The sequence below is a fragment of the Amycolatopsis sp. NBC_00438 genome (assembly GCF_036026695.1).
GTDB lineage: Bacteria > Actinomycetota > Actinomycetes > Mycobacteriales > Pseudonocardiaceae > Amycolatopsis.
In genome coordinates this window covers 4,523,485-4,546,830 of sequence record NZ_CP107923.1, presented here as the reverse complement: position 1 = coordinate 4,546,830, position 23,346 = coordinate 4,523,485, and the positions used below count along the sequence as shown (strand labels likewise).

At 73.0% G+C, this 23,346-nt stretch carries 26 protein-coding genes; 17 read left to right on the top strand and 9 right to left on the bottom strand.

Annotated elements, in window-relative coordinates; genetic code table 11:
- Positions 1 to 95 precede the first annotated feature (95 nt).
- Positions 96 to 1,856, top strand: coding sequence for a sensor histidine kinase (locus tag OG494_RS20075; protein ID WP_328457911.1), 1,761 nt, complete (start codon positions 96 to 98; stop codon positions 1,854 to 1,856).
- 121 nt (positions 1,857 to 1,977) lie between these two features.
- Here the strand turns inward: OG494_RS20075 and OG494_RS20070 are convergent, their stop codons facing one another.
- The gene (locus OG494_RS20070; RefSeq protein ID WP_328457909.1) at positions 1,978 to 2,538 is read right to left on the bottom strand and encodes a hypothetical protein; all 561 of its coding nucleotides are present in this window, start codon (positions 2,536 to 2,538) and stop codon (positions 1,978 to 1,980) included.
- Between the two features lie 580 nt (positions 2,539 to 3,118).
- Between OG494_RS20070 and OG494_RS20065 the strand changes: the two genes are divergently transcribed.
- On the top strand, positions 3,119 to 3,994 hold the full coding sequence (locus tag OG494_RS20065) for a slipin family protein (RefSeq protein ID WP_328457907.1): 876 nt from the start codon (positions 3,119 to 3,121) through the stop codon (positions 3,992 to 3,994).
- Between the two features lie 141 nt (positions 3,995 to 4,135).
- Here the strand turns inward: OG494_RS20065 and OG494_RS20060 are convergent, their stop codons facing one another.
- Positions 4,136 to 4,378, bottom strand: a complete 243-nt coding sequence (locus OG494_RS20060; protein WP_328457905.1) for a hypothetical protein — start codon at positions 4,376 to 4,378, stop codon at positions 4,136 to 4,138.
- A gap of 165 nt (positions 4,379 to 4,543) precedes the next feature.
- On the opposite strand from OG494_RS20060, the gene OG494_RS20055 reads away from it, so the two are divergent.
- From OG494_RS20055 to OG494_RS20045, 3 genes are all read left to right on the top strand, one after another.
- Positions 4,544 to 4,930, top strand: a complete 387-nt coding sequence (locus OG494_RS20055; RefSeq protein ID WP_328457904.1) for a hypothetical protein — start codon at positions 4,544 to 4,546, stop codon at positions 4,928 to 4,930.
- 588 nt (positions 4,931 to 5,518) lie between these two features.
- The gene (locus OG494_RS20050) at positions 5,519 to 6,193 is read left to right on the top strand and encodes a hypothetical protein (RefSeq protein WP_328457902.1); all 675 of its coding nucleotides are present in this window, start codon (positions 5,519 to 5,521) and stop codon (positions 6,191 to 6,193) included.
- A gap of 112 nt (positions 6,194 to 6,305) precedes the next feature.
- The gene (locus OG494_RS20045; RefSeq protein ID WP_328457901.1) at positions 6,306 to 6,506 is read left to right on the top strand and encodes a hypothetical protein; all 201 of its coding nucleotides are present in this window, start codon (positions 6,306 to 6,308) and stop codon (positions 6,504 to 6,506) included.
- On the opposite strand, the gene OG494_RS20040 is transcribed toward OG494_RS20045, so the two are convergent.
- Positions 6,478 to 6,729, bottom strand: coding sequence for a hypothetical protein (locus OG494_RS20040; protein WP_328457899.1), 252 nt, complete (start codon positions 6,727 to 6,729; stop codon positions 6,478 to 6,480). The genes OG494_RS20045 and OG494_RS20040 overlap by 29 nt on opposite strands.
- 439 nt (positions 6,730 to 7,168) lie before the next feature.
- On the opposite strand from OG494_RS20040, the gene OG494_RS20035 reads away from it, so the two are divergent.
- Positions 7,169 to 7,672, top strand: coding sequence for a MarR family winged helix-turn-helix transcriptional regulator (locus OG494_RS20035; protein WP_328457897.1), 504 nt, complete (start codon positions 7,169 to 7,171; stop codon positions 7,670 to 7,672).
- A 5-nt stretch (positions 7,673 to 7,677) separates the two neighbouring features.
- On the opposite strand, the gene OG494_RS20030 is transcribed toward OG494_RS20035, so the two are convergent.
- Complete coding sequence (locus OG494_RS20030; RefSeq protein WP_328457895.1) at positions 7,678 to 8,037, bottom strand: spore germination protein GerW family protein; 360 nt, start codon at positions 8,035 to 8,037, stop codon at positions 7,678 to 7,680.
- Between the two features lie 185 nt (positions 8,038 to 8,222).
- Here OG494_RS20030 and OG494_RS20025 point away from each other — a divergent pair, with 185 nt between their 5' ends.
- The 3 genes from OG494_RS20025 to OG494_RS20015 are packed head-to-tail and all read left to right on the top strand — an operon-like array spanning position 8,223 to position 12,321.
- Positions 8,223 to 8,585, top strand: a complete 363-nt coding sequence (locus OG494_RS20025; RefSeq protein WP_328457893.1) for a hypothetical protein — start codon at positions 8,223 to 8,225, stop codon at positions 8,583 to 8,585.
- A gap of 23 nt (positions 8,586 to 8,608) precedes the next feature.
- Complete coding sequence (locus OG494_RS20020) at positions 8,609 to 9,709, top strand: carboxylate-amine ligase (RefSeq protein ID WP_328457891.1); 1,101 nt, start codon at positions 8,609 to 8,611, stop codon at positions 9,707 to 9,709.
- Positions 9,706 to 12,321: a cation-translocating P-type ATPase gene (locus OG494_RS20015; RefSeq protein WP_328457888.1), complete on the top strand. Its 2,616-nt coding sequence runs from the start codon at positions 9,706 to 9,708 to the stop codon at positions 12,319 to 12,321. The genes OG494_RS20020 and OG494_RS20015 overlap by 4 nt, the downstream gene beginning before the upstream one ends.
- On the opposite strand, the gene OG494_RS20010 is transcribed toward OG494_RS20015, so the two are convergent.
- Together OG494_RS20010 and OG494_RS20005 are read right to left on the bottom strand one after the other, a co-directional pair.
- Entirely contained in the window at positions 12,281 to 12,526 is a 246-nt protein-coding gene (locus OG494_RS20010) for a hypothetical protein (protein WP_328457886.1), read from the bottom strand. The two genes, OG494_RS20015 and OG494_RS20010, sit on opposite strands and share 41 nt — an antisense overlap.
- Before the next feature lie 218 nt (positions 12,527 to 12,744).
- Positions 12,745 to 13,605 carry a universal stress protein gene (locus tag OG494_RS20005; protein ID WP_328457884.1) on the bottom strand — a complete coding sequence of 287 codons (861 nt, stop codon included), beginning with the start codon at positions 13,603 to 13,605 and terminating at the stop codon, positions 12,745 to 12,747.
- A gap of 445 nt (positions 13,606 to 14,050) precedes the next feature.
- Between OG494_RS20005 and OG494_RS20000 the strand changes: the two genes are divergently transcribed.
- Together OG494_RS20000 and OG494_RS19995 are read left to right on the top strand one after the other, a co-directional pair.
- The gene (locus tag OG494_RS20000) at positions 14,051 to 14,935 is read left to right on the top strand and encodes a universal stress protein (RefSeq protein WP_328457882.1); all 885 of its coding nucleotides are present in this window, start codon (positions 14,051 to 14,053) and stop codon (positions 14,933 to 14,935) included.
- 2 nt (positions 14,936 to 14,937) lie between these two features.
- On the top strand, positions 14,938 to 15,567 hold the full coding sequence (locus tag OG494_RS19995) for a CBS domain-containing protein (protein WP_328457880.1): 630 nt from the start codon (positions 14,938 to 14,940) through the stop codon (positions 15,565 to 15,567).
- An 84-nt stretch (positions 15,568 to 15,651) separates the two neighbouring features.
- On the opposite strand, the gene OG494_RS19990 is transcribed toward OG494_RS19995, so the two are convergent.
- Positions 15,652 to 15,891 (bottom strand): DUF2188 domain-containing protein, encoded by a 240-nt coding sequence (locus tag OG494_RS19990; RefSeq protein ID WP_328457878.1) that lies wholly within the window; start codon positions 15,889 to 15,891, stop codon positions 15,652 to 15,654.
- 243 nt (positions 15,892 to 16,134) lie between these two features.
- Positions 16,135 to 17,142 carry an Acg family FMN-binding oxidoreductase gene (locus OG494_RS19985; protein WP_328457876.1) on the bottom strand — a complete coding sequence of 336 codons (1,008 nt, stop codon included), beginning with the start codon at positions 17,140 to 17,142 and terminating at the stop codon, positions 16,135 to 16,137.
- 165 nt (positions 17,143 to 17,307) lie between these two features.
- On the opposite strand from OG494_RS19985, the gene OG494_RS19980 reads away from it, so the two are divergent.
- From OG494_RS19980 to OG494_RS19965, 4 genes are all read left to right on the top strand, one after another.
- Positions 17,308 to 17,748 (top strand): DUF2267 domain-containing protein, encoded by a 441-nt coding sequence (locus OG494_RS19980; protein WP_328457874.1) that lies wholly within the window; start codon positions 17,308 to 17,310, stop codon positions 17,746 to 17,748.
- Complete coding sequence (locus OG494_RS19975) at positions 17,738 to 20,017, top strand: heavy metal translocating P-type ATPase (protein ID WP_328457872.1); 2,280 nt, start codon at positions 17,738 to 17,740, stop codon at positions 20,015 to 20,017. The genes OG494_RS19980 and OG494_RS19975 overlap by 11 nt, the downstream gene beginning before the upstream one ends.
- Before the next feature lie 97 nt (positions 20,018 to 20,114).
- Complete coding sequence (gene ppk2, locus OG494_RS19970; protein ID WP_328457870.1) at positions 20,115 to 20,948, top strand: polyphosphate kinase 2; 834 nt, start codon at positions 20,115 to 20,117, stop codon at positions 20,946 to 20,948.
- Positions 20,941 to 21,132 carry a hypothetical protein gene (locus OG494_RS19965; RefSeq protein WP_328457868.1) on the top strand — a complete coding sequence of 64 codons (192 nt, stop codon included), beginning with the start codon at positions 20,941 to 20,943 and terminating at the stop codon, positions 21,130 to 21,132. The genes ppk2 and OG494_RS19965 overlap by 8 nt, the downstream gene beginning before the upstream one ends.
- Here the strand turns inward: OG494_RS19965 and OG494_RS19960 are convergent.
- A complete protein-coding gene (locus tag OG494_RS19960) occupies positions 21,123 to 21,740 on the bottom strand; it encodes a hypothetical protein (protein WP_328457866.1) in 618 nt (205 codons plus the stop codon). The two genes, OG494_RS19965 and OG494_RS19960, sit on opposite strands and share 10 nt — an antisense overlap.
- A gap of 154 nt (positions 21,741 to 21,894) precedes the next feature.
- Between OG494_RS19960 and OG494_RS19955 the strand changes: the two genes are divergently transcribed.
- Entirely contained in the window at positions 21,895 to 22,704 is an 810-nt protein-coding gene (locus tag OG494_RS19955) for a universal stress protein (RefSeq protein ID WP_328457864.1), read from the top strand.
- 14 nt (positions 22,705 to 22,718) lie between these two features.
- Positions 22,719 to 23,330 (top strand): CBS domain-containing protein, encoded by a 612-nt coding sequence (locus tag OG494_RS19950; protein ID WP_328457862.1) that lies wholly within the window; start codon positions 22,719 to 22,721, stop codon positions 23,328 to 23,330.
- Positions 23,331 to 23,346 lie beyond the last annotated feature (16 nt).

Here is a 23,346-nt window from a genome sequence, read left to right as displayed (position 1 = left end):
GGTTGAAGCCGCGGCCGGTCGACCGGCCACATCGGTGCTGGTGACGTCGGTCCGGACCCTGCTGACGCGAGATCGTCGACGGGATGCGAGCAGGCATGAGCGAGATTCTCGCCACTGGTGCACGAGACTCCCAGCGGCTGGACGACTTCGGCCCGCTGACGCTGCCGTTCCCGGAGCTGCCGCGGCTGGAGCTGGAGAAGCTCCTCGGCGACGTCGCCGCCCGCGCGCAGGACGTGCTCGGGACCCAGGGACGGCTGCGGGCGTTGCTGCGCGCCCACGCCATGGTCGCCAGTGATCTGAGCCTGCAGGTCGTGCTCCAGCACATCGTGACCGCGGCCCGAGACCTGGTCGAGTCCCGTTACGCGGCCTTGGGCGTGCTCGGCGAGCACGGGCTGCTGGACGAGTTCGTGCACATCGGGATGGACGCCGGGCTGATCGAGCGCATCGGTGAACTGCCGCGGGGCCGGGGGATCCTGGGGCTGCTGACCCGCCGGCCGGAGCCGATCCGGCTGGCCGATCTGAACAGCCATCCCGACGCGGCGGGTTTCCCGCCGGGCCACCCGCCGATGGACAGTTTCCTCGGGGTGCCGGTCCGGATCCGCGATCGGATCTTCGGCAACCTCTACCTCACCGGCAGCGTGAACGGGGAGTTCAGCGAAGAGGACGAGCAGCTGGTGGTGGCGCTGGCGGCGACGGCGGGGGTGGCGATCGACAACGCGCGCCGGTTCGACGAGTCCGAGCAGCGCCGCCGGTGGCTGACCGCGTCCACGGACATCACCCAGCGGCTGTTCGCCGGGGACGACGCCCAGCCGCTCGACCTGGTGCTGCGGCACGCCCAGGAGGGCGCGTCCGCCGATTTCGCGACGCTGGCGCTGCTCGCGGAGTCCGGGCGGCTGGAAGTCACCGCGGCGATCGGGGTGCTGGCCGAGCACGTGCTCGGCACCGTGGCGGACCTGGACGGCAGTCTCGCCGGGCAGGTCGTGCGGTCCGGGGTGTGCAGCCTGATCGACGACTACGCCGCCGCCGGCTTCGCCGAGCTTCCCGTGCCGATCGGGTCCGTCGTCGTGGTTCCGCTGTCGGCCGGCGACCAGGCCATCGGCGCGCTGAGCGTGGGGCGGGTGGCCGGGCGGCGTGGCTTCACCGACGCGGACATGGGGCATCTCGCCGGGTTCGCCAGCCACGCCGGGGTCGCGATCGAACTGCAGCGGGCCCGGACCGAGAAGCAGGCGCTGCGGATCGTCGACGAGCACGACCGGATCGGGTCCTCGCTCAACGAGCACGTGAGCGGGAAACTCCACGCTGTCGCGACCGGGCTGCAGGGCCTGGCGAGCGCGAGTACCCGCCCGGCGGTGCGCGAGCGGCTCAAGTCCTACATCGCCGTCCTCGACGACACGGTCGGGCGGATCCAGGCCACGGTCTACGACTTCGACCCCCGCTCGCGGGAAACGGAGAACCTGGGGGAGCGGCTCCTGACGGTGATCGACGAGGCGGCTTCGGTGCTCGGGTTCCCGGTGGAGACCAGCTTCACCGGGAACCTGGCGGCAGTCCCGATCGGCATCATCGACGACGCGGTGGCGATCGTCGAGGAGGCGCTGTCCGTGATCATCCGGGAGGCGGGCGTCACCGCCGTCGAGATCCGGATCAGCGTCCTGTCCGAACTGCTCAGCCTCGAGGTCATCGACAACGGCCCGGCGATGGGTGCGGCCGAATCGGCGCCGAGCGGGTGCCGGTCCGGGGCCGGCACGCTCGGGCACAGCACAGGCGCGGACGGCGCCACCCACTTGACCTGGACTGTTCCCCTGCCACGGCGCGATGACAAGGAGCTTCCCCCCGTCGTCGGAGTGGCCCGTCCGTAGCAGGAACAGGGCTGGAACCGAGAGCGATCAGTTCGCACCGGTGCCGCGCCGCACCGCAGCTGCGGAGTCGTAGCGGCTGGTCGATGACTGCCGAGGCGGTTTGTCCCCGCTGCAGCACCCACTACCGGTCGGGAACCGGAGTCTCGGGCCGCGGGCTCGTCCACTTGACGGTGGTCGCCACCGGCGGGGAAGGAGACCCCCGGGTACCCGGTGATCGCTTCCGCGGGCGGTCGGCGGGCTGGATGGGCAGCAGCGGCACGATCTGACCGCCGGGCAGGACCAGCGTCGGCTGGTCCTGGGTGGCGTTCCAGGCGAGCGCCGACCGGACGTCCGCCGCGGACAGCCGTGCGCGAAGCCCGATTTCACGGACCTCCGCGTCCCTCATACCGTGCTGGCGGCTCGCCCGGCACAGCTGCCCGAACCAGAGTTCTTCGGTGGTCCACGCCGCCCGGGCCTTGTCGACCAACGATTTCAGGTGCCCGGCGCCGCACGCGACGACGTATCTCCGGCCGTCCTGGGAGCGGTCCACCGGGTCGACGGCCGAAGAATCGGCGACCAGCGCGCCGTGGGCGTTCGCGGCGCGGCAGGGGTTTCCGCAGTGTTCGCAGCGGGGGCCCGGCGCCGGTGTGCCGCCGGGCGTGCCGATCGTCGTCGAGGCGGAGTTGTCGCCGGGCCCGGGCATGGTCGCCGTCCTCCGTGTGCGGGGATCGCTGGAGCGCCGGGGTCCGGGGCGACGTGGTGGGATGACCAGCCGGTGACCGGGAGGTCAGGTGCCGTGGTGAAGGTCCCTCGACGGTAGCCCCGTCGCGGTGGCGGGTCTACGCCCTTGAGCGTGGTGTCGACGGGAAGCAGTGGCCGTTCACCCGGTAGGAGGTGGGAAACGCAACGGAACGCCCGGGCCTCGGTCCGAGGGCCTGAGGTCCTGGGCAACGGTGACTTCCGGCCGTAGCTGTGCCGCGGCCTGGACGCTTGACTTGGATCATGGCCGCCGGACGGCGGCCGTCCGCCTGGACTCCGGGACGAGCACGCCGGCCCCCGCCGGCACGTCGTCACCGGGCTTTGATCGGCCGAGCCAAGACCCTGCTCGGGCCGGTGCACCGCGGGTGCGCCGACCGGTGCCGGTCGACGGCGGTGTCATCGGGCCACCAGGTGAATTCTCGGCTGGTGAGCCGGACGGACGTGGTGCGGCCCGCGGCGCGGACACGTCAGGAGCCGTCGGAAGACTTTCGGCGGCCGGGTTACCCAGAGACGGGACATTCGTCATGAATGGCTGGATCATCGCCGCGATCGTCGTGGCCGTACTGCTCGTGCTGGCCTTGGCGGTCAGGATCGTGAAGCAGTACGAGAAGGGTGTGCTGTTCCGGCTGGGCCGGGTGATCGGGGTGCGCGAGCCGGGGTTGCGGCTGATCATCCCGATCGTGGACGTGCTGCGGCAGGTGTCGCTGCGGATCGTGACGATGCCGATCCAGTCGCAGGGCATCATCACGCGCGACAACGTGAGCGTGGACGTGTCGGCGGTGGCGTACTTCCGGGTGGTGGACGCGACGAAGTCGGTCGTGGCCATCGAGAACGTGTACTCCGCGATCGACCAGATCGCGCAGACGACGCTGCGGAAGGTCGTCGGCCAGCACACGCTGGACGAGACGCTGTCCGAGACGGACGCCATCAACACCGACATCCGCCAGATCCTCGATGTCACCACGGCCGAGTGGGGTGTGGAGGTCACGTTGGTGGAGCTGAAGGACATCCAGCTGCCGGAGTCGATGAAGCGGGCGATGGCGAGGCAGGCCGAAGCCGAGCGGGAGAAGCGGGCCAAGATCATCAACGCCGAAGGCGAGTCGCAGGCCGCGGCGGCGTTGGGTGACGCGTCCGACACGATGATGGCGCACCCGTTGGCGTTGCAGTTGCGGAACCTGCAGAGCCTGGTGGAGATCGGTGTGGACAAGAACACGACTGTGGTGTTCCCCGCTCCGCTGATGAGCACCATCGGCGAGCTCGGCTCGTTCCTCGCCCGTGAGGCCGCGTCGGCCACCGCGGTGGTTCCGGCTCAGCCGGACGCGGTGGTGACCGCGCCCGCGCCGGCCGTGCCCCGGCAGGAGACGCCGGCCAACGGCGGCCCGGTTCCGGCGTCGGCGTAGCCGTCCAGCGCGGCTGCCGCGGACGCTCGAGGAAATCCCGAGAAGATCCGCTGAGGTGGTCATGGGAAACGAAACAGCCGCCGAGACGTTCCCGCGGCACCGGGTATCGCGGCTGTCGGTGAAGCCGGACAGCCCGGGCTGTCACCGGATTCGTGTCGTGCCCGGCACGCTTCCGGGGCCGTCCTCGAGCGGGGTGAGGCGGTAGCCGGGGACGAGGTGGACCCCGGCGGTGACCAGGTCGACCCAGACGGAACCGGGACGCAGGTCGGGCGCCCGGTCCACCACGCTCCCGCGGTCGTCGCGATACGGTCCGCCGGTCACGCGCACCCGCCGGCCCGTCGGAAAGCCACCACGGACCGCTGGACTGATTTCCGACACCGACATGACGTCGCCTCCTCGGGTTCACGCCCTATCGTTCGGCACCGGCCCGTGCGGTACGAGAGGCGGAGGTCCGTCGTGGCGATGGCACAACGACCCGGCGCCGGGGGCCGCAGGCTGTTTTCTTGTCATCCGGCGGCCACGCGTACCGCGACAGACGAAGGAGAGAGCGTGTCCTGGAGAGCACCTGACGACGAAAGCTGGCGGCGGAGCACCCTGATCACCCATCACCGGGACCACCCGCCGCAGGTGAAGGCCCTCGTCGACGAGCTGTACGAGACGCTGTCGGAGAAGGGACGCCGGTATTACGAGACCATGATCGCGGCGGAGTACGCCGGCGACGGCGAGCGGGTCGAGCACCACTCGTGCGGCGACGGCGTCCTCACGATGATCGCCATGCCCATGCGTGACACCGAGACGATGCGGCTGACCCACCTGATCTACGGCGGCTGCACCACCCACCAGATCCGGCAGGACCTGGTCGCTCGCGGCCTGGGCGCACTGGCCATCACATCGGTGTACCCGCCGGAGACCGACCTGCCCGAGGACGGCGGCTAGGGTCGCGCGTCCGAGGCTCGTTGGCAGGGGCCGGCCGCGCCCCGAGGCGGCTTTGGTTGCGTCTCATCGCCTTGGCCGGGCCGGGGTCGCCGATCGTGAACGGTCTCGTGGCTCGGGCCGGCGTGTTGTCGTTGTGACTGCCGGGGTTCTGGGTGTCGCTGCGGTGAGGGGTGGCGCACCCGATGTGGCGTTGGGTGCGTTCGACGCACCCAACCCGGCCCGTTCGGCGCCGGCCACGGCCGTCACCGAGCGGGTGTCCTGGCGCAGGCCGGTCTCCAGGCCTCGAGCGCGCTTTCCTCGGCGGACCGGAAGAGGTTCGCCAGCAGGAACCCTTCGCGGGCCGAGCCGCGGCGAAGACCGTGTCCCGTTCGGGGAACCAGGTGCGCCCGAAGGCGCCCGACCGCGGCTCCACCAGCCGGTGGCGGCCCCACGGTGAATAAGCCGGAACCGTGGAACCGGACAGGGGAAAAGGACCCTCGGCCGCGGGCCCTTGCACCCTGCCGGAAACGCCCGGCGCGCGGCTACGCTCGCCGGACCGCGGCTTTTGTCCCTTGTCCGTGCCGAAGCTTGAGCTGCCCGAGGTGTGCAGTGCTGACCAGAGCGACCGTCCTTCTCGCGTGCTTCAGTTCGATGCTGCTCGTCCTGACCGGTCTCGCGTCCTTTCCGTTGTACGCCCTGGTCGTCTGGGCGGTCATGAGTGCGATGCTCGGCCTGATCGTCTGGCAGCAGGTCGACGAGTCCCCCAGGACGGTTCGGGTCCGGCGGGGTGGCCGGCCGCCGGCGCAGGTGGCCGCGGCCTCGTCCCTGGCGTTGTTCCTCGCGGGCGTCCTGGCCGCCGAAACCGTTTCGGCGTTCGGGTTCGGTGGTGGTGCCGGAATCCTGACGGCCCTGGCGCTGGCCGGTTACCAGGCCCGGCTGCGGGCATCACGGCGCCGGCGCGCGGGCGAACCGCCGTCCGCGGGAGTGCGCAGCGGTGACCGGCAGCCGGCCGAGCTGACGCCGGCGGCGGTCCCGGGGCTGGACGTGGCGGAGCTCTGCCAGGCGTGGCAGTACAGCTATGCGCAGCTGCAGTGCCTCGGGGACAGCGACACCCGCGAGCAGCTGGTGCTGGTCCGGCGGGCCTGCCTGGACGAGCTGGAACGACGCGACCCGGCGGGCTTCCGCCGCTGGCTGGCCAGTGGCGCGCGGGCGGGTGGCGATCCTGGCCGGTTCATCGGGACCGGCCACGGTCTCGTCGAGCCCGGAGCCGACGACGCCGGGTGACGCCGGTCGCCGGGTCGGGCGGACAGCGTCGGCCCCCGGTCCGGGCCGACACCGGACCGGTGACCATGACCAGCTGGACTGCTACCCCGACGGGCTGATCGAGCAGAACCGGTTGCCCGCGGAGGAGGTGTGCGCCGAGCTGGTCGCGGCGGCGGCCGAGCACGCCCGCCGGAGCCCCGGCGAACTCTGCGACGGCCTCATGCCCGCGCGTGACGACATCACCGTCGTGTACTTGCGTTACCCCTCGGCGCGGGGTGAGCGGGCCGAGGTGCCGCGGCGGGACCTCAGTCCTGGCCGCAGCGTTGCCGGGTGAGGTCCTGGAACGAGCCGACCACCGCCGGCCGCTGCTCGATGACCGCGAGGGCGTACGTGAGCACGAGCTGCGCGGTCCGGGCCTCCTGGGTCGCGGCCTCGTCCGCTCCCTCGTGGCCGAGGACCAGGTTCGCCTCCCGGCGCAGCCAGCGGTTCCGCTCACGGCGAAGGGCTGCGACCTCCGGCTGCGGCATGACGGGTTCGGAAAACAGTCTCTCCGGCATTGGCGGATCTCCTCGGAAAACGGCCTCTTCCGCCCATGGTAACCGCGCTTCCGGCAATTTTGCGGATTGGTCCCGGAGTAGTGGGCCCGAGATTCTCGAAATGCAAAGATCTCGACGTCGAATTGCGGCACGGTTTTGTTTTCGTCGGAAATTTTTCGACGTGGGGCCGGGGTCCGCCGATGCCGGGCCGGCCGGTGGTCGCGGTGCGACGCTGTCTCTCTTCTCGGATCCGGTCTTTCTCGGAAACCGAGAATCTCCGCGCCGCCTGGACTCGGTGGTGCGTGGCCGATTTCCTCGTCGGCGTGGCGGGCGCGGAATTTTCGATATTTCTGCTTTATTTTCGCCCGGCGTGACGGCGAATCGCCGCACGGACAACTCTAGCTGGTCTAGTATCTAGTTTATCTAGGTACCTGGCGTCCGATCTTTGTGGTGAGCGTGGATGGAACGACTGGCTGAGCAGCTGCGAGCGGTGATCGTGGCCACCGACGAGTACCGGCGGGCGATGGCGTCCGCTCTCGGCGTGGGGGTGCACGAGGCCGCCGCGCTGGGCGAACTGCTGCACCAGGGGCCGTTGCCGCCCTCGGCGCTGGTGAAGCGCCTGGGCATCGCCTCGGCGAGCGTCACCGCGCTGCTGGACCGGCTCGAGCTGGCCGGGTTGGCCCGGCGAGAGCGCCACCCGACCGACCGGCGCAGCGTCCTGGTGACGCTCACCCCGGCCGGGCACGCCGCCATCGACGCCATGTTCGCCATCTTCGGTGACGACGTCTACGCGGCCGTCGAGCGGTCGGAGCCGATGCACATCCGCGAGTTCACCGTCGTGCTGGCCAAGATCGCGGAGTCGCTGCGGGCCCGGGCCGCGCAGTCCACCGGGATCACGGCCACGCTCACCGAACGGGTGCGGGACGCGAGCTCGGCCGGCCGGGAGGAGCCGGGCGCCGGGTAGCGCGCTCAGGACTCGCCGGCCGGCTCCCCGGCTCGGTACTTGAGCTTCGCCAGGCGCGTCGCCAGGAAGAGCGCTGCGAGGGCGATCGCCCCGGCCATGGCCAGCAGGCGGTTGACGTCCACCGCCGGTTCCCAGTGGAGCTTGCCGTCCTTGATGACGTACGCGCCGACCGGCTTGGCGGACAGGCCGAACCCGCCGCCCTCACCGGAGCGGCCGTTCTCGTCGCGGCCGTCGCCGCCACCGCCGCCGCTGCTGACGGTCGAGGCCACGATCACGGTGACCCCGTCGGTCTCGTACGGCTCGCCGTAGACCAGCTTGGTCTCGAGCCCGTCCTTGGCCTTGGCGAGCAGTTCATCGATCTTCACGACGACCTCCCGGGTGAGTTCCCCCTGGGCAGAGTCTCGCCGCCGGGGGGCCGGGAGCCGCAAGGGTCCAAGGTCCCCGGACTTCCGGACCGCCGCCTCGGGTGCCGGGGGCGTTCGGCTGCTGCGGGCGGTGGCCCTCGCGCGATCTGCTGGGCACACCACGAATCCGCGAACCGGAGGCCGCCATGGCTCACCGTCCCGCACTGGCCGAACTCGGGCTGAGCACGGGCAAGAAGACGCGCCTGCACCGCATCCTGCACGAACACGGCCTGCGCAACGGGACCGCGTTCTTCCTGCCCTACGACCACGGACCGGAGCACGGGCCACGGGACTTCTTCGCCAACCCGGCCGCGGGCGAGATCCCGCCGGACGCCGAGGCCTTTTCCTCGCTGCACGGCAGCGTCGAGGACGCGGTCCGGCTCGGGATGCCCCTCATCGTCTGGGCCTACTCGCGCGGTTCGGCCATCGAGGGCAGGGGCGGGAAAGCCGGCCGCGCCCGGGCCTGGGGCACGGCACTCGGTGCGGCCGTGCGCCGCACCGTCTCCTGAGCCCGGCCGTGGACCACGGGGGAGTGACGGTCGGGGTCGAGGAGGAGTTCGTGCTCGTGGACCCGCGATCGGGGGTCACGGCCGCGGAGGCACCGCGAGTCCTCGAACTCCTGAAGGACGAACCGGGGGTGGTGGCGGAGTTCCTGCGGTACCAGGTGGAGTCCGTGACCGGTGTCTGCCGCTCGCTGTCCGAGGTGCGCGCGGACCTGACGCGGCTGCGGGGCCGGGTGGCCGAGGCCGCCGAGGACGCGGGCTGTGTCGCCCTGGCCACCGCCGTCGCCCCGTTCGCGAGGGCGTCGCCGGTCACCGACGATCCGCGCTACCGCCGGCTGGCGGACCGGTTTCCGCGGCTCATCGGCGAAGCGGGTACGTGCGGCTGCCACGTCCACGTCGGCGTCCCGTCGCGCGCAGTCGGCGTGCGGGTGCTGGCCCGGCTGCGGCCGTGGCTCGCCACGGTGCTGGCGATCAGCGCGAACTCGCCGTACGTCGACGGCCTGGACTCCGGGTGGGCGAGTACCCGGTACCCGCTGTGGTCGCGCTGGCCGACGGTCCGCCCGCCCAGCGCGTGGCACGACACCGCGGGCTACGACGCGGCGGTCGACGGCGCCATCCGGGGTGGGAAGGCGATCGACGCCCGCAGCGTCCATTTCCACGCCCGCCTGTCCCCGCGGCACCCGACGGTCGAGGTGCGGATCGCCGACGTCTGCCTCGACGTGGACGACGCGGTGCTGCTCGCCGGCCTCGTGCGCGGCCTGGTCGGCACCGCGCTGGCCGAAGAACGCAACGGCGTGCCGCCACCGCACGTGCCGGACGTGCTGGTCGAGCGGTCGCTGCGGGCGGCCGCCCGGCACGGCTTGGGCGGCCCGGGCGTCGACGTCCTGACCGGCGTACCCGTGGCGCACGAACGCCTGGCCGAGGACCTTCTGGCCCACGTCCGGCCCGCCCTGCGGGCGACGGGCGATCTCGAGGACGTCCGGTCCGGCCTGGGGGCGCTCACGGCACGGGGTGGCGGCTCGGAGCGGCAGCGCGCCCTGCGCGCCGGGTCGGGCACACCGGCGGACTTCGTCGCCCGGCTGGCCGCCACGACCCGTGGCGAAGACCTGGAACGGAAGGCAGCACAGTGAAGACCACCGCCCACCGCGAGGCGTTCCACGCCCGGCCCGCGACCGCCGTCGCCGAACAGCTCGGGGTCGACCCGCAGACGGGTCTCGGCACCGGGGAAGCCGCTGCGCGGCTCGAACGGTTCGGCCCCAACAAGGTGCCCGCGCCGTCCGGGCCGGGGCCGGTGGTCCGGCTGCTGCGGCAGTTCCACGACCCGCTCATCTACGTCCTCCTGCTCGCCGGCGTGGTGACCGGGTTGTTCGGCGGTTACGTCGACGCCGGGGTCATCGGCGGAGTCGTGGCGCTGAACGCGATCGTCGGGTTCGTGCAGGAGTCGCGGGCGCAGCGGGCGCTCGACGCGCTGTCCAAGATGCTGCCGGCCGACGCGACCGTGCTCCGCGACGGCGTCACTCGGCGGATCCCGGCGGACCGGCTCGTCCCGGGCGACGTCGTCGAACTCGCCGCGGGGGACCGCGTGCCCGCCGACGTCCGGCTCGTCGAAGTCCGGCTGACGGAGGTCGACGAATCCGCCCTGACCGGTGAGTCGGTGCCGGTGCGCAAGTCCGCCGACGCCGTGGCCGAGGAGGCCGTGGTCGCCGACCGGGCCGGCTGCGCCTACTCCGGGACGCTGGTGACGCGCGGCTGGGCCCGGGCGGTGGTCACCGCGACCGGCGGGCGGACCGAGCTGGGCGGCATCCAGCACCTGGTGGCCACCGCGGAGGTGGTCGCCACCCCGCTCACCCGCAAGCTCGCCCGGTTCTCCCGGCAGCTGAGCGTCGCCATCGTCGTGGTCGCCGCCGGGGCGTTCGCGCTCGGCGTCGTCCGCGGGACGCCCGTGCCCGAGATGTTCACGGCGGTGGTCGCGCTGGCCGTCGGGGCGATCCCCGAGGGGCTGCCGGCGGCGGTGGCGATCGTGCTGGCGATCGGCGTGGTCCGGATGTCGCGGCGCGGCGCGATCGTGCGGAACCTGCCCGCGGCCGAGACCCTCGGCGGCACCACGGTGATCTGCACCGACAAGACCGGCACGCTCACGCAGAACCGGATGACCGTGACGACACTCGCGGTGGCCGGGCGGCTGGTCCCGCCGGCCGAGGCCGGTGCCCTCCAGCGGGAGTGCCTGGTCGCGGGGGTCCTCTGCAACGACGCGCAGCCCGGGGAAGGTGACCCGACGGAGATCGCGCTGCTCGAATCGGCCGTCGAGGCCGGGCTGGATCCCGAAGCGATCCGCGCCGGCGCGCCGCGCACGCACACGGTGCCGTTCGAATCCGAGACCCGCACCATGACCACGGTGCACGGCGACGTCGGCTACCTCAAGGGCGCCGTCGAAGAAGTGGCGGCCCGGTGCGCGGACGAGGTCACCGCCGGCGGCGTCCGCCCGCTCGACGTGGCCGCGCTGGAGGAGCTGCAGGAGACGCTGACCGCGCGGGGACTGCGGGTGCTGGCGTTCGCCCGGTTCACCCCCGGTTCGGCGCCGACGTTGCTGGGCCTGCAGGCGATGCACGACCCGCCGCGGCCGGAGGCGATCGCGGCGGTCGCGGCGTGCCGGGACGCGGGTATCGACGTCAAGATGATCACCGGCGACCACGCGGGGACGGCGCGCGCGATCGCCGCCGCGGTCGGGCTGGTCGACACCGCGTCCTCGGCGCGGGTGCTCACCGGCGTCGAGCTGACGGCACTGCCCGAGGAGCGGTTCGACGACGCGGTGGCGGGTACGCAGGTCTTCGCCCGGGTGTCGCCGGGGCAGAAACTCCAGCTGGTGCACGCGTTGCAGCGGGGTGGGCAGGTGGTCGCGATGACCGGCGACGGCGTCAACGACGCACCCGCGCTGCGCCGGGCGGACATCGGTGTCGCGATGGGCTCGGGTGGCACGGACGCCGCCCGGCAGGCCGCGGACATGGTGCTGACCGACGACGACTTCGCCTCGATCCAGGCGGCGGTGCAGGAAGGCCGGAGCGTCTTCGACAACCTCCGGAAGTTCATCGCCTGGACGCTGCCGGCCAACATCGGCGAGGGCATGGTCGTGCTGGTGGCGATCGTGCTCGGCGCGACGCTGCCGATCGTGCCGGTGCAGATCCTGTGGATCAACATGACGACGGCGGTGTTCCTCGGTCTGACGATGGCGTTCGAGCCGACCGAGCGGGACGTCATGCGGCGCCCGCCGCGGCCACCCGGCCGCCCGTTGTTCACGGCCGCCCTGCTGCGCCGGGTCCTGCTCGTTTCGCTGCTGCTCGTCGTGGCGGCGTTCTTCGCCTACCGGGCGGAGCTGGCTTCGGGACTGTCGATCGCCCAGGCGCGCACGACCGCGATCAACGTGTTCGTCGGCGTCCAGGCCGCGTACCTGCTCAGCTGCCGGTCGCTGGAGCGGCCGGTGCTCCTGGCGTGGCCGGGCCACAGCCGGATGCTCGCCCTGGGCCTCGGGCTCACCGCCGGGCTCCAGTTGATGCTGACCTACGTCCCGGTGCTGAACACGTGGTTCCACACCGCGCCCGTCGGCGTCGGTTCTTGGCTGTGGGTGCTGGCCGCCGCGGCGGCCGGGTTCGTGGTGGTGGAGGCGGACAAGCTGCTCTGGCACCGGATCGCGGCCCGGCGGTCGCTCAGCGCGGCCCGGGTAGGCGGCGAAGCGCGAGCGCGGTGACGGCCGAGGTGGTCGCCGCCATCGGCAGCCCGCCGAGGACACCGATCGCGCTCGTGGTGAACGCGTTCTGCCCGGGCCGCCACAGCTGCCGGCGCCGGCACGTGACGCGCTCCAGCGGGTCCGGACCGTCCTTTTCGGACTGATCTGCCGCGCTCAGCGTGCGGGCCGGGCGCCGGTCGGCGACGTCCGAGTAGCGCGGGGCCACGAAGTCGGCCGGCCGCGGCGCGGGGCGGTGGTCTCGGACGGCGGCTCGGCGATCGTCGCCGGAGCGAAGTGGGTTTCCCTGGTGTGCTTCACTTTCGTCGGATCCCGGACTCCGCCGCGCGGGACCGGGCGGGGAGAGCCGGACCGTCCCGGCCCGGGAGGTCCGGCGCCCCGGATCCGGTAGGCCCGAGGCTCGTCGAGGTGCGGACTTCCGTCAGCTCAGCCGACGCGGACGAGGTAGACCGGGCAGGCCGCGTTGTGCAGCAGAGCCTGGCCGGTGGACCCCAGCAACAGGCCCGGGAAGCCCCCGCGGCCGCGGTTGCCGAGCACGACGAGCTGGGCGGCGGCGCTGCGCTCGATCAGCGCGCGCCGCGGGTGGGCCGCGACCACGACCTCGTCGACGGTGACGCCTTCGGTGTCGTGGGCGTGGAGCCGGTCGGTCAGCAGCCGGTGCCCGGCGTCGGTGCGGGCCTCGTGGCCCGCTCGGCTGTGTTCGGTTTCGTCCGCCGCGTGCACCACGGCCAGCGGGGCCTTGCGGGCCCGGGCCTCGGCGAGGGCGGTCGTGAGAATCCGTTCGCTCGCCTCGCCGCCGTCGATGCCGGCGACGACCGGCCGGTCCGCCCCGCCGGGCTCGTCCCAGGTGTCGCCGCGGACGACGACGGTGTCGGAGGATGCGTGCCCGGCCAGGGCCGAGGCGACCGAGCCGGCGAGGAGACCGGTGAGCTTGCCGTGACCGGACGAGCCGACCACGAGCAGCGCGGCCGTGCGGGACGCTTCGATGAGGGCCTGGGCGGCACGGTCCGGATCGAGCCGGGTCGCCGCGTCCGGCACGCCTTGCGCGGCCGCGAGCTCCGCGGCGGCGCGCAGGTACCGGCGCCCGCGGGCGCGCAGCACGTCCTTCATCTCTTCGGGTGGCGGGACGACCCCGCCGGCGAGCAGGGCGGGAAAGTCGAGGGCGTGCACGATCTCCAGGGGCGCACCGCGCAGTCGCGCGGCGCGGGCGGCCCAGCGGACGGCGTCGAGCGATTCGACGGATCCGTCCACTCCGGTGACGATCGGCGGTACGGCTGCGGCGGTCATCGGCGGCTCCTGACGTGGTTGTCGTGCCCCGACCGTAGGCCCGCCGGTGAACTGCCGGCTGCGGCCGGAAGTCCTTGCGGGGAAGGACTTCCGGCCACCACGCCGGTCTCGTCGCGCAGCGCCGCCGGCACGACGGCGCCGTCGACGGTCTCATGTCCCCGCACCTGACCGGCCAGGGCGTCGAACGCCCGGCGGTGCCGCCGCAGCAGCGTGGTCTTCGTTCGCCACCCCGGTCGAGGCTTCGCCGAACACCACCAGTTCCGCCGTCGCGTCGGATCACGATGTGCTCGCGTCCGGGAGCGGCCAGGACTCCGTGCCGGGGGCCGAAAGTCCTTTCCGCCGGACGCTGACCTTGGTCCCCGGGGGCGAGGACGAACGGCCGCATCCGCCGGGCACCGGCGCGGCCTACCTTCGGTTCAGCAGCCCGCAACCGGAGGAAAACGTCATGAGCGCAACCGGAAACCCGCCGATCGTCGTGGCCGTGGACGGCTCGGAAACCGCCGCCGCGGCCGCGCTGTGGGCGGCCGGGGAAGCAGCCCGCCGGCATGCCTCCCTGCTCGTCTTCACCGCGTACGGCTACGAGGACGCCGCATACGGCGGCAAGATGTACCCGCCGTCGGACTGGCTCGCCGTCAAGGAAGCCGAGGCGGACCACTTGCTGCGGCAGACGCGGGCCACCCTCGAAGCTGCCGTACCGGGCCTGGAGATCGTCACCGAGGCCAGTGACCGCGGGCCCGTCCCGGCGCTGCTGGAGGTCTCGGAGCGGGCGCGGCTCCTGGTCACGGGCGAGCCCGTCGGCGTGATCGCCGGCCTGTTCAGCGGCTCTCCGGACGTCGACCTCGCCGCGAAGGCGCACTGCCCGGTCGTGGTCGTGCGTGGTTCGGAGAACGTGGACGGCCCCGTGGTCGTCGGAGCCGACGGCAGCCCGCTCAGCGAGGCGGCGATCGGCTGGGCCTTCGAGGAGGCCGCGATCCGCAACGCCCCGCTCGTCGCCCTCTACACCTGGCACGACGGCGACAGCGCCGGCCTCTTCCAGGACGGTAACGTCGCGTTCCAGGGCGAGTCCTTGGAGGATTCGGGCGAACGCCTGCTCGCGCAGCGGCTGGCGGGCTGGCCGGAGAAGTACCCGGACGTCCAGGTCGAGCGCCGCGTCGAGCACGACAAGCCGCGCGACCGCCTGCTCGAGATGAGCCGCGACGCGCAGCTGGTCGTGGTCGGCAGCCGGGGCCGCGGCGGCTTCACCGGCCTGGTGCTCGGCTCGACCAGCCAGGCCCTCCTGCACCACGCGGCCTGCCCCGTGATGGTCGTCCGCACCGAGAAGGAGAAGTGACCATGAACGCCGTGTCCTCGGTGATGACCACCGACCCGATCACCGTCTCGCTGCAGACGCCGTTCAAGGACATCGCCGAGCTGCTCACCGGAAATGGGATCAGCGCGGTGGGCGTCCTGGACAAGACCGGCGCCCTCGTCGGCGTCGTCTCGGAGGCCGACCTGCTCCCGCACCTGTGGGAGGACGCGAAGCCCCGCCTGCGCGACCGCCGGCTGGCTCGCAAGGCCACCGCGTGCGTGGCGAAGGACCTGATGACGAGCCCGGCCGTCACGATCGAGGCCGGCGCGACCCTGGCCGCGGCCGCCGCGCGGTTCGCGCACTCCGGCGTGCGGCGGCTGTTCGTGCTTTCCGGGAGCCGGGTCGTCGGGGTGCTGTCCCGCCGCGACCTGGTCGGGGTGTTCTGCCGCGGCGACGCCGACCTCGAGCGTGAGGTCACCCAGGGAGTCCTGCGCGAGAAGCTGGACCTCGGGCCGGACCGGGTCCGGGTGGAGGTGCGGGCGGGCGTCGTGACGATCGTCGGCCGCGTGGAGCGCCGCAGCGACATCGACCCGGTGACGCGGCTGGTCCGCGAGCTGTCGGGCGTGGTCGAAGTCCGCAACCGCCTGGACTACGTCTGGAACGACGGGTCCTGATCGCCAGCACACAAAATCTGTGGGCCACCGCGAAGAACACCTTCGCGTGTGGCCCACAGATTTTGTGAGCCTCGCATTCCGCAATCAGTGCTTGTCGCGTGGCGGATTCGGGTCGTGCCCCTTCGGAGAAGTGTCCTTGCTTCGGATCTGGCCGTCTCGGCCGTGGACGACGGTTTCGCCGCCGGTGTTCGCGGTGATCCCGCGAGCGCGCGTCGTGGCTTCCGCTTGAGTCTGTGTGTGGGCGCTCGATCGGTTCGCCCCCGGCTTCTTGACGTCCCAACCACCCTGCGGGTTGGGCACAACGTGCCGGTCCTTGTCATTCATCCCGGTTGTGATCCTTTCCTGTCAGTCCTACGTGCTGCGACCTAAACCATTGCTTCGATCAAATCACCGCAGCGATCGTGATCACCACTCATTTCCGCTGACAGGCTCAGCTGGAGCGGTAAGCGGCCGGCGTTCCTTCAGCTTTCCTGTTCATCGTGGACGGCCGATAGGTGCAGGGAGCTTGCACGGCAACGCGAAAGGCCCTCCGGTGCGGTGTGCGCCGGAGGACCGTGGCCGGGTGACTCAGTGCCGGCGCAGCTGAGCCGGGATCGGCAGCCCGACGCCGTACCCGTGCCCGAAGGGCCGCACGACCTCGCCGATCGGCCGCCGCGGGGTCGCCGGGAGGGGCGCCGCGCCCTCCGGGAGGTAACCGACCCGCACGACCAGCTGGGGCTCCAGCTTGCCGTCGAGGACGCAGTCGCGGACCAGGGCGCGCGTGCTCGTCAGCTCCAGGGGCTCGGTGACCAGGCAGGACGCGAGGTTCAGCCGGGTCGCGGTCAGCAGCACCGCGCTGGCCGCTTCGCCCGCGCGGAGGCGGTCGGCCGGTTCGTCGCCCCTGGTGGCCAGCACGGTCAGGGCCGCGCCGTCCGGTTCGGCGGTGTCGGCGAGCTGTGCGTCGGCGAAATCACGGACCCGCGGGGCCTCGGTCGCGTGGACCGCGTTCTGCGCGGGGACGCCGTCAGGGGCGTAACGGCGTCCGCTCCACGCCGCGAGTTCGATGCCGTAGTCCGTGTCGGCGCGGTGGAGTTCCCGAGCCGCCAAGGACGCGCCGGTCAACGCCGAGAGCTGCGGGGCATCGTCGAGGAAACGCAGCAGCGCGCCGTGGTCGGTCGCGCTCTTCGCGAGGAACACCTCGTCGCGCACCAACAGGGGGCGCTCGGCGAACGGGCGTCGGTCGGACCGGCGCCGGGGGATCGCCGCGGCGAGCGCGATGTCGCCGTCGCGGGTGTCGTGGGGGACCAGCGTGATCCGGGCCAGCAGGCCCGGCTCGGGCAGCCGCTCGATCCGAGCGGCCCAGCCGAGCGCGGCGGCCGCGACGGTGAAGTGGTGCAGCACGCACCCGCAGCTGACGAGCAGGTCCCGGCCGTCGGGGTCGGTGTGCCGCAGGTGGCGCCGGGCGTCGGCGCGCAGCTCGACCGTGCGGCCGCTGAACCGCCATTCCCAAGGCTGCGTGTTGTGCACCGACGGTGCGCGTACCGCGAGCGCGATGGCCGCCCTCACCGTGTACGCGTCGGGCAGGTACTGGTTCATCGCTTCCTCCTCGGGTCGGTCTGCACCCCATGCTTGTCGCGGCGGCCGCGGGTCCCCAGGGCCGAAGTGCTTCCACCGCGGGCCCGGGTTGAGGCCCTTGGACCCTTTCCCGGTGACGGCGGGCGGCCGACCCTGGACGTCCGAGCCATCCGCCGGGAGGAAGCCGTGCCGCACCCGACCGATCCCCTTGCCCAGGCGGAAGGCACGGCGAGCGCCTGGCTTTCCGTTGTGCGCGACCGCGTCGCCGCCGCCGACCGGCACACCGCGTACCGCCTGCTCCGCGCCTGGTTGCACGTGGTCCGCGACCGGTTGACCGTCCAGGTGGCGGCGCACTTCGCCGCCCAGCTGCCCGACCTGCTCCGCGGCGTCTTCTCCGAGGGCTGGAACCCGGCTCACGTGCCGACGCGCTACGGCGTGTCCGGGTTCGTCGCGCGGTTCGCCGGTTCTGCGGGCATCAGCCGGGCCGAGGTGCCCGCGGCGGCCGCGGCCGTGACGTCGGCGCTCGGCGAGCTCTGCTCACCGGGGCAGCTCGGCCACGTGCTCAACCTGCTGCCGGAGCCGTTGGTCGCCCTGCTGTCCGGGGGCGAGGTGCGGCGTGCCGGCTGAGGACAGCCCGTCACGGGTGCGGGAGATCGGGTTGCTCACCGGCGTCGTGGCGCTGCTGGCCGCCGGGGGAGTGGCCTGGTGGGCGGGCGCGGGCGTCGCCGCGAACGTCGTGTGGGCGGCCGCCGACGTCGTCACCCTCGTGCCGGCCGTCGTCTGGGTCGCCGCCGACCTGCGGGCCCGGCGGTGGGGTGCCGACCTGCTCGCCGTGCTGGCCCTGGCCGCCACCGTGTCGGTCGGGGAGTACCTGGCCGGCGCGATCGTCGCGGCCATGGTCGCCACCGGGCGGGTGCTCGAAGCCGGCGCCCAGCGGCGCGCGAGCCGGAACCTCACCGCGCTGCTGGACCGCGCGCCCCGGGTGGCGCACCTGCGCACCGCGACCGGCCACGAGACCGTCCCGGTCGACGCCGTGCGCGCCGGGCAGCTGGTCGTCGTGCTGCCGGGCGAGGTCGTGCCGGTGGACGGGAGCCTGCCCGACGGCGGGCTCTTCGACGAGTCCGCCCTCACCGGCGAGCCCCTGCCCGTGTCGCGGCAGGCGGGCGAGACCGTCCACAGTGGAGTCGTCAACGCCGGCGCGGCTGTCGATGTCCTGGCCCGCGCGACCGCCGCGGACAGCGCCTACGCCGGCGTCGTCCGGCTCGCCGAACAGGCCGCCGCCCGCACCGCGCGGCTGGCGCGGCTCGCCGACCGGGTCGCCATCTGGTTCCTGCCGGCCTCCCTGCTGATCGCGGGCCTGGCCTGGGCGCTGACCGGCGAGGCCGTCCGCGCGGTCGCGGTGCTGGTCACCGCGACGCCGTGCCCGCTGCTGCTGGCCGTCCCGATCGCGATCACCGGCGGCATGTCCCGGGCCTCGAAGGCCGGGGTGGTCGTCAAGGACGGCGCCGCGCTCGAAGCCCTCGGCCGGGCCACGGTGCTGCTGATGGACAAGACCGGCACGGTGACGCGGGGCCGTCCCGAGGTCACCGACGTCGTCTGCGCGCCCGGCCACGACGCGGCGGAGGTCCTCGCCCTCGCCGCCGGGGTGGAGCAGTACTCGCCGCACGTGCTGGCCGCGGCCGTGGTCCGCGCGGCGGCGTCGGCCGGTGTCGAACCGGCTGACGCCGAGGACGTCACCGAGCAGCCCGGTTCGGGTGTCGCGGGACGGGTGCGCGGCCGTGAGATCCGCGTCGGACGGCCGCCCGGCGGGAGCGGACTGCCGGACTGGGCGCGCGGTGCCGCCCGCCGGAGCCGCTTGGACCTCGCGTCCGTGCTGTGGGTCGAGGCCGACGGCGAGCCCGTCGCCGCGTTGCTCGCGAAGGACCCCGTCCGGCCGGACGCGGCCCGCACGATGCGCCGGCTGCGCGCAGCCGGGATCACCCACGTCCAGCTGCTCACCGGCGACCGGGTCGGCAACGCCCGCGAGGTCGCCGCCATGCTGGGGCTGGACGAAGTCCGTGCCGAAGTGACGCCCGCGGAGAAGGTCCGCGCGGTCGAGGCCGCGAGGGCGCGCGGCGTGACGGTGATGACCGGCGACGGCGTCAACGACGCGCCCGCGCTGGCCGCCGCGGACGTCGGTGTCGCGCTCGGCTCCCGCGGGGCGACCGCGGCCGCCCAGGCCGCCGACGCGGTGATCCTCGACGACCGGCTCGACCGCCTCGCCGACGCCGCCGAGATCGCGCGGCGGTCGCACCGGCTGGCGGTGCAGAGCGCCGTCGCGGGGACGCTGCTGTCGGTGGTGGCCATGCTCGCGGCCGCCGCGGGGTACCTGGTGCCGGTCGCCGGGGCCGTGGTGCAGGAGGCCATCGACGTCGTCGTGATCCTGAACGCGCTACGCGCCCTGGGCGGCCGGAAACCCGGCGGCCCGGCGCCCGCCGAGCTGGTGCGGCGGTTCGAGGCCGAGCACGAACACCTGCTGCCCGCACGGGCCGCGGTCCGGCAGGCCGCCGACGCGCTCGCCGAGGGGGCGACCGCCCAAGCCGACGACGCCGCCCGCACCGCCGCGCGGTTGCTGGCCGAGCAGCTGCTGCCGCACGAGCACGCCGAGGAGGCCGAGCTGTACCCGGCGCTCGCCCCCGCGCTGGGTGGTCCGGAGGGCACGGTCACGATGAGCCGCGAGCACGCCGAGATCGGCCGGCTCGCGCGCCGCTTGGAGCGGCACCTGGCCGAGGCCCCGGACGGCATCCAGCCCGACCAGGTCGACGACCTGCGCGCCACGCTCTACGGCCTGGACGCCGTGCTGACACTGCACTTCGCGCAGGAAGAGGAAGCGTATTTCACGCTCCCGTCGCGGTGACCGCCCGGCAGCGCTTCGAGGAAAAGGACCAAAGACCCATGCCGCGCCGACGTCCGGCCACAGACCGCCGGCGGGTGGGTTTCGTAGCGTCGGGGGCATGGCGGGAAAGAAGAAGGCGCGCATACCGCGCGAGCTCTACGAGCGGGAGCTGCTGCGGCTGCAGGCCGAACTGGTCAAGCTCCAGGAGTGGGTGCGCCACGAAGGCGCCCGCCTGGTCGTGGTGTTCGAAGGCCGGGACGCCGCCGGCAAGGGCAGCACGATCAAGCGCGTCACCGAGCACCTCAACCCACGGGTGGTGCGGATCGCCGCGCTGCCGAGTCCGACCGAGCGCGAGCGGACCCAGTGGTACTTCCAGCGCTACATCGAGCACCTGCCCGCGGCCGGCGAGATCGTGTTGTTCGACCGCAGCTGGTACAACCGCGCCGGCGTCGAGCGGGTGATGGGGTTCTGCACTCCCGAAGAGCACCGCCGGTTCCTCCAGCAGTGCCCGATCTTCGAGCGCCTGCTGATCGACGACGGCATCCTGCTGCGCAAGTACTGGTTCTCGGTCAGCCTCGACGAACAGGAGCGCCGGTTCTCCGCGCGCATCGACGACCCGATGCGCCGCTGGAAGCTCTCGACCATCGATCTGCGGTCCGTGACGCACTGGGAGGACTACTCGCGGGCGAAGGACGACATGTTCGTGCACACCGACACCGCCGAATCCCCTTGGCACGTGGTGGAAAGCGAAGAGAAGCGGCGCGGTCGGCTGAACATGATCGCGGACCTGCTCGCGAGCGTGCCCTATCACGAGGTTTCCCGGCAGGCGGTTTCGCTGCCGCCGCGACCGGAGCCGACCGGCTACTTCCGGCCGGACCGCCGGCTGCAGACCTACGTTCCCGACCACGCGGCGACCCTGCTGCGCCCAACCGGAGGAGGAAACCATGGATGACAAGGAAAAGGCCGCCATCGAGGCCGAAGCGCGACGGGACATCGCCGAACGCGGGCGCCACGGCCTGAAGCTGGTCCCGTACCTGCACGCGGTGGAACACCACGCGATCAAGGAGAACGAGCAGGACGTCGTCCCGGCCGCCGCCGAGGAGCCGCGGCGGCCGGCGGGGGAACGTCAGGCTTGATCGGTTCGCGCGTAGGCCGTGAGCGCCCGCTGCCGGGCGTTCGCGGCCATCGTGCGTACCAGGGCGGTGTGCACCGAGGCGATGGCCGGGTACGCGATCCGCCAGTACCGGCGGAACTTCACCCAGCTTTCCGGGTCGGTCAGCGCCACCCGGGTGTGCACGGTGAGCAGCGTGCGGTGCGGGCCGTAGGCGAAGGTGGACACAGCCATGACGATCTTGCCGTAGCCGGGCTCTTCGAACGCCGCGAAGTCCTCGGCCTCGACCCGGCGCCACTGGACCACCGGCCGCCAGAACTTGCCTGCGACGCCGAGCGCGAACTCCCGGCCCGGTTCGTCGCCGAGCAGGGCCCACGGTGAACCGGCGTCGAGGTCGTCGGCGGTGAGGCGGGTGGGGTGACGCGGCGGGCCGTGCCGTCGGTTGTGCCGGCGCTCGGGGAGCATGCGCAGCCACCCGGCGACGGACACCACCCCGCCGCGGACGTCGGTGAAGTCGAGTGCGCGCGCCGCCGCGTAGGTCTCCTTCACCGGCGCGTCGACGATGGTGTTGCGCACCAGCGAGAAGTGCGGGTGCGGCAGGTAGCGGTCGATCAAGAGGTCTCGTCCGGTCATCACCCCAGCGTCGGTGACGGCGCCGCCCGCGGCAGGAAGCGGAAGTCCGGTACCCGGCGGATTTGGTCCCCGGCGGAAGGGACTTCGTGCTCTGACCGGCGAGTACGCGACGCGCCATGCTGGGCGCGAGAACCGTGACCACAGGAGGAAACCGATGACCGCAACCGCGAACCGGCCGGTGGTCGCCGGGGTGGACGCCTCGACGGCGTCGGTCCCCGCGATCCGCTGGGCGGCGCAGGAAGCCCGTCGCCGTGACTCCACGCTGCGGCTGGTGCACGCCTGCATCCTCGAAGGCCGGGCCCCGCTGGCGGGCGGCGACTCGGACCTGCTCCTCGAGCACACCGGCCGCTGGCTCCGGCGCGGTGCCGGGATCGCCCGCGAGGCGGCGCCGGGTGTCCGGGTCGAGGTCTCCCTCGAAGTCGGGCTCGCCGTCGACCTGCTGCTCGCCGGGTCGGCCGACGCGGCGGTCGTCGTCCTCGGCTCCCACGGCCTCGGCGGCCTGCGTGGCGCCTTGATCGGCTCGGTGGCCCTGCGGATCGCGGCCGGGGCGGCGTGCCCGGTCGTGGTCGTGCGGGGGCACGCCGACCCACGCGGCCCCGTGGTCGTCGGCCTGGACGCGACCGGGTCGAGCGAGCACGCGCTGCGGTTCGCCCTCGACGAGGCGGCGGCGCGCCACGCGCCCGTGCTCGTCGTGCACGCCTTCACCGACGGCACCGAGCCCACCGAACAGCGGGGCCTGGAAGCGCGGGTCGCGAGCTGGGCCCGGAAGTACCCGGCGCTGACGATCTCCTCGCGCGCCGTGCGGGAGCACAACCCCTCGCACGCGCTGCTGCACGCGGCACCCGCGGCCCAGCTGATCGTCGTCGGCACGCGCGGCCGCGGTCCGGTCGCGGGCGGGCTGCTCGGCTCGACCGGCAACGCCCTGCTCTCGCACGCGGCCTGCCCGGTCGCGGTCGTGCACTGAACGAGAGGAACGCCGTGAAGGCACAGGACATCATGACGCGGCCGGTCGTGCGGGTCGGCCCGGGAACGCCGGTGCGCGAGGCCATCGTGCTGCTCACCGAGCACTGCGTCGCGGCGCTGCCGGTGGTGGGTACCGACGACGCGGTGCTCGGCATGTTCACCGAGGCGGACGCGCTCCGCAGCGGTGTCGCCGGAAAGGGCCCCGAGCCCGACGTCCTGGTGTGCTCGGCGATGACCGTGCCCGCCGAGACCGTCGGGCTCGACACCGACGTCGGCGAGATCGCCCGGCGCATGCTGGGCGACCGGCTGCGCAGCATCCCGGTGGTGGACGACGGGGTGCTCGTCGGGATCATCAGCCGCCGCGACATGCTCACCCCGCTGGTGCGCCAGGACGACTCGATCGCCTCGCACCTCAACGCGCTGCTCACCGACTACTCGGGTCACCGCGACCGCTGGACGATCTCGGTCACCGGCGGAATGGTGACCATCCGCGGCGCCTTCTCCGACGAGGCCGAGCGCCGGGTGGTGACCGCTCTCGCGAAGACGGTCCACGGGGTGCTCGACGTCGAGCTGTGGGAAGAGACCTCGGTGACTTTCGGCGGGACTCCCGGGGTCGTTGGCCCCTAAGCCGGGGGCCCCGCCC

Bases quoted from the DNA above. Each gene is read 5' to 3' on its own strand.
- OG494_RS20075 (WP_328457911.1), top strand. From the start codon at position 96: ATGAGCGAGATTCTCGCCACTGGTGCACGAGACTCCCAGCGGCTGGAC.
- OG494_RS20070 (WP_328457909.1), bottom strand. From the start codon at position 2,538: ATGCCCGGGCCCGGCGACAACTCCGCCTCGACGACGATCGGCACGCCC.
- OG494_RS20065 (WP_328457907.1), top strand. From the start codon at position 3,119: ATGAATGGCTGGATCATCGCCGCGATCGTCGTGGCCGTACTGCTCGTG.
- OG494_RS20060 (WP_328457905.1), bottom strand. From the start codon at position 4,378: ATGTCGGTGTCGGAAATCAGTCCAGCGGTCCGTGGTGGCTTTCCGACG.
- OG494_RS20040 (WP_328457899.1), bottom strand. From the start codon at position 6,729: ATGCCGGAGAGACTGTTTTCCGAACCCGTCATGCCGCAGCCGGAGGTC.
- OG494_RS20035 (WP_328457897.1), top strand. From the start codon at position 7,169: ATGGAACGACTGGCTGAGCAGCTGCGAGCGGTGATCGTGGCCACCGAC.
- OG494_RS20025 (WP_328457893.1), top strand. From the start codon at position 8,223: ATGGCTCACCGTCCCGCACTGGCCGAACTCGGGCTGAGCACGGGCAAG.
- OG494_RS20005 (WP_328457884.1), bottom strand. From the start codon at position 13,605: ATGACCGCCGCAGCCGTACCGCCGATCGTCACCGGAGTGGACGGATCC.
- OG494_RS20000 (WP_328457882.1), top strand. From the start codon at position 14,051: ATGAGCGCAACCGGAAACCCGCCGATCGTCGTGGCCGTGGACGGCTCG.
- OG494_RS19995 (WP_328457880.1), top strand. From the start codon at position 14,938: ATGAACGCCGTGTCCTCGGTGATGACCACCGACCCGATCACCGTCTCG.
- OG494_RS19990 (WP_328457878.1), bottom strand. From the start codon at position 15,891: ATGAATGACAAGGACCGGCACGTTGTGCCCAACCCGCAGGGTGGTTGG.
- OG494_RS19985 (WP_328457876.1), bottom strand. From the start codon at position 17,142: ATGAACCAGTACCTGCCCGACGCGTACACGGTGAGGGCGGCCATCGCG.
- ppk2 (WP_328457870.1), top strand. From the start codon at position 20,115: ATGGCGGGAAAGAAGAAGGCGCGCATACCGCGCGAGCTCTACGAGCGG.
- OG494_RS19965 (WP_328457868.1), top strand. From the start codon at position 20,941: ATGGATGACAAGGAAAAGGCCGCCATCGAGGCCGAAGCGCGACGGGAC.
- OG494_RS19960 (WP_328457866.1), bottom strand. From the start codon at position 21,740: ATGACCGGACGAGACCTCTTGATCGACCGCTACCTGCCGCACCCGCAC.
- OG494_RS19955 (WP_328457864.1), top strand. From the start codon at position 21,895: ATGACCGCAACCGCGAACCGGCCGGTGGTCGCCGGGGTGGACGCCTCG.